Source organism: Roseateles sp. P5_B10 (assembly GCF_056400485.1).
The window spans coordinates 1-8,679 of record NZ_JBFULE010000164.1 but is presented as its reverse complement, the minus strand read 5'-3'; the positions used below and the strand labels follow the sequence as shown (position 1 = coordinate 8,679).

Sequence of the window (8,679 nt, the reverse complement as noted above, 5' to 3'; positions counted from 1 at the left end):
GGCCTGACCAGCCCAGTGGGCCTGGCCCAGGGCAAGCTGACCGGCAGCGGGCCGAAGCTGGCCAATGCCTTCGACAACCGCGGCCTGTTCCAGGGCATGAGCGTGGACCCGGCGGTGCTGAGCCCGCTCGAGGCCGAGATGCTGACCCGCAACAGCGGCGCCGTCGACGGTGGCGTGCTGAACCAATTGGTCAAGCGCGCGGTGCGCGAAGACTGGATCGCCAAGGGAGTGATGCGCTGATGAACGCCTTCCTCAAATTCCCGCTGGCCGCGCTGTTCGCGGCGGCTTCCCTGGCCCAGGCCGCCGGCCCACTGCTGCTGACCGAGCACCCACGCAACCCGCAGCCGCTGCGTTGGGACACGAGCAAGCCCATCCAGGTCTACACCGACATCGGACCGCTGACCTACCGCGACAGCGGCACGGAGTTCCTCAGCAACGCCCAGGCCGACAGGATCACCGCCTTTGCGCTGAAGCAGTGGAGCGATGTGCCGACCTCGACCTGGAAAGCCGTCACCGACCCGGCCAAGTTCAAGAAGTTCAGCCAGCTCGCGGGCGTCGGCGTGGACGTGAAGGACGGCGAGACCGCCAAGCGCGTCTATGGCCAGGCGCTGGAGGGCGGCATCTACGTCATCTACGACCAGCGCGGCCAGGTCATTGAGGAGTATTTCGGCGTGCCCAAGGACCAGGTGCTGGGCATCGCCTTCGCCGAGATCGCCGAGGACCGCGACGGCGACGGCTACCCCGAGACCATCGTCAAGGCCACGGCCGTCATGAACGGCTATGTCGTGCCGCATGAGCCGTTGGACCCAGACCAGCCCTGGATGCCGCCGCCCGACATCGACGGCAAGCGCATCGCCGGCGTGTTCACGCACGAGTTCGGCCACGCCATCAACCTGTCGCACTCGCAGGTCAACGGCACCATGGCCTATTTCAGCCATCCCTACTACTACGAGGCTTTCCCCGGCGTGCCCGGCTGCGTGCCGGCCCTGCATTCCTGGCGCGACGACGATCCGGCGGCGAAAAAGATCGACCCGAAGTACATCGAGACGATGTTCCCCTTCATCGACCCGACCTTCCCCGATGCCAACGGCCGCAACGCCGGTTACGAGCAAAGTACGGTGGACCGCAGCGACGACATGGCGGGCATCTCCGACCTCTACCCGAGCGCAACCTACCTGAAGACGCGCGGCTCGGTGGCTGGCACGCTGTTCCTGAAGGATGGCCGCACGCCCTATGGCGGCATCAATATCGTCGCCCGCAACGTTGCCGACCCGCTCGGCGACGCGATCTCGGCGATGAGCGGCGACAAGACGCAGGGCCTGGTCGGCCCCGACGGGCGCTTTCGCATCAACAACCTGAAGCCCGGGCAGAAGTACGTGCTCTACCTGGAGGAGATCGTCGCTGGCGGCTATCCGACGACGCCGACCGCCCTGGTCTCCGAGGCCGAGTACTGGAACAGCAACGAGCAGTCCAACGCGGCCAACGACCGCGCCTGCACGGCCAGCGCGATCACGGCCGAGGCGGGTGTCACCAAGACGGCCAACTTCTACTTCAATGGCTACAAGGACGGCGTGCAGTACACGCCCATCGTCTACGGCTTCCTGGGCAGCATGTCCAAGGACGGCGAGCGCGCGGCGGGCTGGATCGACAACAAGCCCTTCGTCTGGGACTCGCGCAGCGGTGTTGAATGGGCGCCGGACGGTGTCGCGGGCGTCAACACCAGCATCACGCGCGACGGCCGCAAGCTCATCGTGCAGGCCGACCTCAACGGCAACGTCATCGGCACCGATGGCGAAGGCCAGCCGGTGAAGACCAACTCGGCCACGATCTGGGACACCCGCACCGGCGGCCTGACCGACCTGGGCAACCTCAACCGCGACCGCTGCGGCGGCAGCAGCCAGATCGGCGTCAGCAGCAGCTACGGCTGGGCGCTCGATTCGACCGGCCGCACGGCCGTCGGCACGGCCTATGTGGACCGCAATGGCGATGGCAGCTGCGAAGGTGGCTGGTCCGGCGACGCCGCCATCGGCGGCGAGGTCATCCCCTTCATCTGGACGGCGGGCCGCGGCATGCGGGCGCTGAGCCTGGACGGCGTGGACCTGAGCGCCGAGCCCTGGCACCGGGCGCATGCGGTGTCGTCCGATGGCCGCGTCGTGCTGGGCAACAGCAACTTCATGAAGGCCTATGCCTGGATTGACGAGGGCAAGCCGATCGACCTCTACAAGGCCGTCGGTGCCATCGACGGCTATGCGATGACGCCCGACGCTGGCCGCGTGGCGCTGAACACGGAGCGCGACGGCGTCGTGTTCTGGAATGCCAACAAGGGCAGCAAGGCCAGCGCCTTCACGAAGTTCAGGCAGATGCAGTGGTGTGTGGACATGCCGCTGCTGGGCCTGGACGTGACCTGCGAGAGCGAGGGCGCCGCAGCCATCCAGCAGCAGTTCGGCGCCATCCCCGTGCAGGTGGCCGACATCAGCGACGACGGCAAGATGATGATCGGCTCGGCCGGTGTCTGGTTCAGCGGCCTGCGCGGCGTGCTGTGGCTGGAGGACATCGGCTGGATCCAGCTCAGCGACTTCTTCCGCACCCAGGGCGTGGCCGAGGCCTATCGCTACGGCCTGGACGGCCCGGCGTCGATGAACGCGGCCGGCAACGAGATCGTCGGCGGCATCCCGGGCTACCCGATGAGCTGGTATGTCGACCTGAAGAAGGCCTTCGTCTGCAAGCATGGCAACTCGACCGAGGTCGGTTTCCCGAGCGAGTTCGTCGACGAAGTGAAGCACGGCGCCCGCATGGGCCGCTGCGAGCATCTGCGGCACTCCGACCGCTAGTCGATGCAGGTGCGGTTGCGCCCTTCCGCCTTGGCCTTGTAGAGCAGGCGGTCGGCGCGCTCCAGGGTCTGGGCCAGGGTGTCGCCGCGGCGGTGCCCGGTCAGGCCGATGGAGACGGTGATTGCCACCTGCTTGCCGTCACCAATGTCGATGCGCAAGGCGGCGGTCTGTTGGCGCAACCTCTCCATGCCGGCCACGGCCGGTGGCATGGCGGTGTCGGGCAGCAGCACGAGGAACTCCTCGCCGCCCCAGCGCGCCAGCACGTCGGTGCCGCGCATGGCGGTCTGGCCGCCCTGGGCGAAGGCTCGCAGCACGGCATCGCCGGCCGCATGGCCGTGCTCATCATTGACGCGCTTGAAGTGGTCCAGGTCGACGACGGCGACGCAGAAATCGTGGTGATGGCGCAGCGAACGCGATAACTCCTGGTCCATCAGCGCCTGCATCTGGCGGCGGTTGGGCAGGCCGGTCAGCTCGTCGCGCGTGGCGATGGCCTGCAACTGGGCCAGCGCCCGGGCCAGCTCCTGGCGCTGCTCGGAAAGCCGGCGGCGGATGCGGCTCAGCCGCGCCGTCAGCACGGCCACCGTGGGCAGCAGGCAGGCCAGCATGACGAAGTGGCCGAACTCGACCTCGGGCGGATAGGCCGCGGGATGGAGCCAGGCCATGGCGCCCATGACGAGGGCGAACAGGGCCAGCGCGAAAAAGCTCAGCACATAGGCACTGCGGGCGCGCAGTTGGAACATGCCGAACATCAGGATCAGCGTCAGCACCGGGAAGGCGCCGCCGCGCAGCAGGCCGGCCTGTGCATAGCCAAAGGCCGCGCAGCTGATCGCGAAGCCGATCTGCGCACTGGTCAGCGAGGGGTCGGTGAAGCGCTTCGACCAACCGCTGCGGATGGCGGCGTAGATCAGTGCCATGCCGCCCAGGGAATAGGCCGCCCAGCCCCACAGCACCGGCCCGAACTCGCCGCCGTTGACCTTGATGGCGTAACACAGCATCACGGCGCTGATGCCCATCAGCGCCATCGCGAGCGAGGTCTGGCGCAGCCGCAGGCGCTGGGCTGGTTCGCTGCCCAGCCACAGGTCGCCGAGCCGACGGAGGTACGACGCCGCCATGGCGCTAGCCTACCGCGCCAGCGGCGCCGGGGCACTGTCCGCCTGAGTCCTTGTTCGAGCCTTCAGCCCACGTAGCCGGTCTGCAACGCTTGCGCCCAGTCGGGCCGGTCGTTGCGCGCGGCCAAGGCGGCCATCGCGCCGTGGTCATAGGGCACCGAGTGCTGGGCGCAGTGCCAGGCGCCGTCGAGCTTCTCGACGATGGCGTAGGTCGCGTCGGGCGTGCCGCGCTCGACGACATAGCGCTCCGGCTCATCGTCCACATAGGCCTGCAGGCCGACGCTGCCGGGGTTGACGAGAACCTGGTTGCTGACCACGCGCAGAAAGCGCGGCAGATGGCTGTGACCGCAGGCGATGAGTGCGCTGCGTTGATCGCCCAGGCGCTCGGCGATCTCGGCGGCCGTGGCCAGGCCGAGTACGCCGCCGCGCGGGGTTTCCAGGAAGTGCTCGCAGTCACTGCGTGGCGTGCCGTGGCACAGGAAGATGTCCGGCGCCCATTGCCACATCGGCTGCAGACTGCGCAGCCAGTCGAGCTCCGGCGTGCCGAGCGTGGACAGCGCATAGCCGTCGGAGGCGCCACCGGCGTCGGGCTGCCATTCGAGGATCTGGCGTTCGTGGTTGCCGGCCAGGATGGGCCAGCCCGAGGCCATCAGGAACTGCGCCGTCTCGCGCGGCATCAGCGGGCCGGAGAGGTTGTCGCCCAGGCACAGCACTTGGTCGGCGCCGCGGCGGCGGATGTCGGCGGCAACAGCTTCAAGGGCGGGCAGATTGCCATGGATGTCTGAGACGAGGGCGATGCGCATGGTCTCGAGACTAGCCGCCCAGGTGACCGAGAGGCAACACGCCGCTGGCCTTGACCTCACCAAGCGAGAAGCTGGTGTGGATGTCTTTCACGTTGGGCAGGTTCAGCAGCGTGTCGATGGAAAAGCGCGAGAAGGCGTCCAGGTCGGTGGCCATGACCTGCAGCTCGAAGGTGCCGGCGCCGGAGATGTAGTGGCAGGCGATGACCTCGGGCAGCTGGCGGATGGCGTCTTCCAGCGGCTTGGTGGCGGCGCCGGCGCTGCGCTCGGCATCGACGCGCACAAAGGCCAGCACCCCGAGGCCGAGCTTCCTGCGGTCGATCTCGGCGCGGTAGCCGGTGATGTAGCCCTGGTCCTCCAGCCACTTGACGCGCCGCCAGGTGGGCGCGGCCGACAGGCCGATGCGCTGGGCCAGTTCGGCGTTGGACAGGCGAGCATCGGCCTGCAACTCGGCCAGGATGGCGATGTGGTGGCGGTCGAGGGCTTCGGGAGTGGCGCTGGAATCGACGACTTGAGAACTCATGGTTTGCCCTGATCGGCGAAGTGGCGATGCAATTGGAAGCGAATTTGGCAGATCTGAGCAAGAAGATTGCCAGGGTGRCTGGTTTCGAGCGCAATTGAGAAAGCACTGCTCGCCCCCATTTCCCTACACTGATCGGTCCGGCCATACTGGCCCATGGCCCGCGCGCCTGCCTCACAAGGGCTGGCCTCTCGGGTCGCCATTCAGGAGCTCCCACTGATGAACGCCCCGCTGCCCGAACACATCCTGCGCGCGCTGCAGACTGTCTCCCTCGACGACAAATACGCGCTCGATTCCGGCCGTGCCTTCATGAGCGGCGTGCAGGCCCTGGTGCGGCTGCCGATGCTGCAGCGCACGCGCGATGCGATCGCCGGGCTGAACACGGCAGGTTTCATCAGCGGCTACCGCGGCTCGCCGCTGGGCACGTACGACCAGGCGCTGATGGCGGCCAAGAAGCATCTGGCCAAGCAGAACATCGTCTTCCAGCCGGGCGTCAACGAGGAACTCGGCGCGACCGCCGTCTGGGGCACCCAGCAGCTCGACCTCTTCCCCGAGAAAGCCAAGTTCGACGGCGTCTTCGGCCTCTGGTACGGCAAGGGCCCGGGCGTGGACCGCTGCATCGACGTGTTCAAGCACGCCAACATGGCCGGCACGAGCAAGCACGGCGGCGTCATCGCCATCGCGGGCGACGACCACATCGCCAAGAGCTCGACGGCCGCACACCAGAGCGACCACGTCTTCAAGGCGGTCGGCTTCCCGACCTTCTTCCCGAGCAGCGTGCAGGACATCCTGGACATGGGCCTGCACGCCTTTGCCATGAGCCGCTTCTCGGGCGTGTGGGCAGGCATGAAGACGATCCAGGAGATCGTTGAATCCTCGGCCTCGGTCAGCGTCGACCCGGATCGCGTCAACATCATCCTGCCGGAAGACTTCCAGATGCCGGCCGGTGGCCTGCACATCCGCTGGCCGGACCCGCCGCTCGAACAAGAGTCGCGGATGATGAATTACAAGTGGTACGCAGCGCTGGCCTACATCCGCGCGAACAAGCTGAACTACAACGTCATCGAAGGCGCCAACGACCGCTTCGGCCTGATCACCAGCGGCAAGGCCTTCAACGACACCCGCCAGGCGCTGCACGACCTGGGCCTGGACGACGACACCTGCCGGCGCATCGGCATCCGCCTGCACAAGGTCAACGTCGTGTGGCCGCTGGAAGCGCAGATCACGCGTGACTTCGCCAAGGGCCTGCAGGAGATCCTGGTCGTCGAAGAGAAGCGCCAGATCATCGAGTACCAGGTCAAGGAAGAGCTCTACAACTGGCGCGCCGACGTGCGCCCCAACGTGCTCGGCAAGTTCGACGCCGGTGACGGCGGCGAGGGCGGCGAGTGGAGCGTGCCCAACCCGAGCGAGCACTGGCTGCTGCGCCCGCAGGCCGACCTGACGCCAGCCATCATTGCCCGCGCCATTGCCAAACGCCTGAAGAAGATCGGCGTGGACAGTGACATCGCCGCCCGCCTGGACGCGCGTCTGGCCATCATCGACGCCAAGGAAAACTCGCTGAAGGCGGAAGAGAAGACGGCCGGCGGCGCCGACCGCACGCCGTGGTTCTGCTCCGGCTGCCCGCACAACACCTCCACCCGCGTGCCCGACGGCTCGCGCGCTGTCGGCGGCATCGGCTGCCACTACATGGTGACCTGGATGCCCGGCCGCAACACGGCCACCTTCACGCAGATGGGCGGCGAGGGCGTGCCGTGGGTGGGCCAGGCACCGTTCACCGACGAGAAGCACATCTTCTCTAACCTGGGCGACGGCACCTACTTCCACAGCGGCAGCCTGGCCATCCGCCAGAGCATCGCTGCGGGTGTGAACATCACCTACAAGATCCTCTACAACGACGCGGTTGCGATGACCGGCGGCCAGCAGGTCGGCGAGCGGCCCGAGGGCCACACCGTCATCCAGATCATGAACAGCGTGATCTCGGAAGGCGTCAAGAAGCTGGTCATCGTCACCGACGAGCCTTTCAAGTACGAGGGCGTGGCCCTGGCCCCGGGCGTCACCGTGCATCACCGCGACGAGCTGGACGAGATCCAGCGCCAGTTCCGTGAGCTCGAAGGCACCACGGTCATCATCTACGACCAGACCTGCGCCACCGAGAAGCGTCGCCGCCGCAAGCGCGGCAAGCTGGTCGACCCGGCCAAGCGCGTCGTCATCAACGAGCTGGTCTGCGAAGGCTGCGGCGATTGTTCGGTGCAGTCCAACTGCCTGTCCATCGAGCCGGTGGAGACCGACTTCGGCCGCAAGCGCCAGATCAACCAGAACACCTGCAACAAGGACTACTCCTGCGTGAAGGGCTTCTGCCCGAGCTTCGTCACGGTGGAAGGCGGCGAGCTGAAGAAGCCCAAGAAGGAAGCGCGCAAGAGCCCCTTCGATGCGGCGTTGCCACCGCTGACCATGCCCATCGTGCCCAACCCCGACAAGGCCTGGGGCATCGTCGTGGGTGGCGTGGGCGGCACCGGCGTCATCACCATCGGCCAGCTGCTGGGCATGGCGGCCCACCTGGAAGGCAAGGGCGTCATCACGCAGGACGCCGCGGGCCTGGCGCAAAAGGGCGGCGCGACCTGGAGCCACATCCAGATCGCCAACAGCCCGGACGCGATCTTCTGTACCAAGGTCGGCACGGCCGAGGCAGACCTGGTCATCGCCTGCGACGCCATCGTCGCCGCCAACAAGGCGACGCTGGCCGTCATGCGCGAGGGCCGGACCTATGTGGCGTTGAACACGCATGGCTCGCCGACGGCGACGCTGGTCAATGACGCGAACTGGAGCTTCCCCGGCGCGGCTTGCGAGCAGGCCGTGGGCAACGCGGTGGGTCGCGACCACCTCGGCTCCTTCGACGCCGAGGAAGTGGCCGTCAAGCTGGTGGGCGATTCGCTCTACACCAACCCGCTGATGCTGGGCTATGCCTGGCAGCAGGGCCGCATCCCGCTGAGCTATGACGCGCTGATGCGCGCCATCGAGCTCAATGGCGTGCAGATCGACAACAACAAGATCGCCTTCGAATGGGGCCGTCGCTGTGCGCAGGACCTGAGGAGCGTGCAGGCGCTGTACGCGGCCCAGCAGGTCATCCAGATGGTCAAGCGCCAGGGTGTCGACGAGATCATCACCAAGCGCGTGGACTTCCTGACCGGCTACCAGAACGCCGCCTACGCGGCCGAGTACAAGGCCTTCGTCGACAAGGTGCGCGCGGCCGAAGCCAAGCTGGGCGGCACGACCAAGCTGACGGAAGCGGTCGCGCGCTATCTGTTCAAGCTGATGGCCTACAAGGACGAGTACGAGGTCGCCCGCCTGCACACCGACATGGGCTTTGCCGAGAAGGTGGCCGGCATGTTCGAGGGCAACTACAAGCTGGTGCATCACCT

At 67.1% G+C, this 8,679-nt stretch carries 6 protein-coding genes; 3 read left to right on the top strand and 3 right to left on the bottom strand.

Features of this window, described 5'->3' with window-relative positions:
• Together AC1DU6_RS12735 and AC1DU6_RS12730 are read left to right on the top strand one after the other, a co-directional pair.
• Nucleotides 1–240 (top strand): hypothetical protein (locus AC1DU6_RS12735; protein ID WP_477857551.1); only part of this gene is annotated, 240 nt, incomplete at its 5' end.
• Nucleotides 240–2,831, top strand: coding sequence for a hypothetical protein (locus AC1DU6_RS12730; RefSeq protein ID WP_457445884.1), 2,592 nt, complete (start codon nucleotides 240–242; stop codon nucleotides 2,829–2,831). The genes AC1DU6_RS12735 and AC1DU6_RS12730, both read left to right, overlap by 1 nt.
• Here AC1DU6_RS12730 and AC1DU6_RS12725 read toward each other — a convergent pair.
• From AC1DU6_RS12725 to AC1DU6_RS12715, 3 genes are all read right to left on the bottom strand, one after another.
• Nucleotides 2,828–3,943: a GGDEF domain-containing protein gene (locus tag AC1DU6_RS12725; protein WP_457321076.1), complete on the bottom strand. Its 1,116-nt coding sequence runs from the start codon at nucleotides 3,941–3,943 to the stop codon at nucleotides 2,828–2,830. The genes AC1DU6_RS12730 and AC1DU6_RS12725 overlap by 4 nt on opposite strands.
• 62 nt (nucleotides 3,944–4,005) lie before the next feature.
• Entirely contained in the window at nucleotides 4,006–4,743 is a 738-nt protein-coding gene (locus AC1DU6_RS12720; protein WP_457321074.1) for a metallophosphoesterase family protein, read from the bottom strand.
• A gap of 10 nt (nucleotides 4,744–4,753) precedes the next feature.
• Entirely contained in the window at nucleotides 4,754–5,263 is a 510-nt protein-coding gene (locus AC1DU6_RS12715; protein ID WP_056191761.1) for an Lrp/AsnC family transcriptional regulator, read from the bottom strand.
• Between the two features lie 216 nt (nucleotides 5,264–5,479).
• Between AC1DU6_RS12715 and AC1DU6_RS12710 the strand changes: the two genes are divergently transcribed.
• The coding region (locus AC1DU6_RS12710) for an indolepyruvate ferredoxin oxidoreductase family protein (RefSeq protein ID WP_477857547.1) at nucleotides 5,480–8,679 on the top strand (3,200 nt) is incomplete at its 3' end.

Bases quoted from the DNA above. Each gene is read 5' to 3' on its own strand.
- AC1DU6_RS12730 (WP_457445884.1), top strand. From the start codon at position 240: ATGAACGCCTTCCTCAAATTCCCGCTGGCCGCGCTGTTCGCGGCGGCT.
- AC1DU6_RS12725 (WP_457321076.1), bottom strand. From the start codon at position 3,943: ATGGCGGCGTCGTACCTCCGTCGGCTCGGCGACCTGTGGCTGGGCAGC.
- AC1DU6_RS12720 (WP_457321074.1), bottom strand. From the start codon at position 4,743: ATGCGCATCGCCCTCGTCTCAGACATCCATGGCAATCTGCCCGCCCTT.
- AC1DU6_RS12715 (WP_056191761.1), bottom strand. From the start codon at position 5,263: ATGAGTTCTCAAGTCGTCGATTCCAGCGCCACTCCCGAAGCCCTCGAC.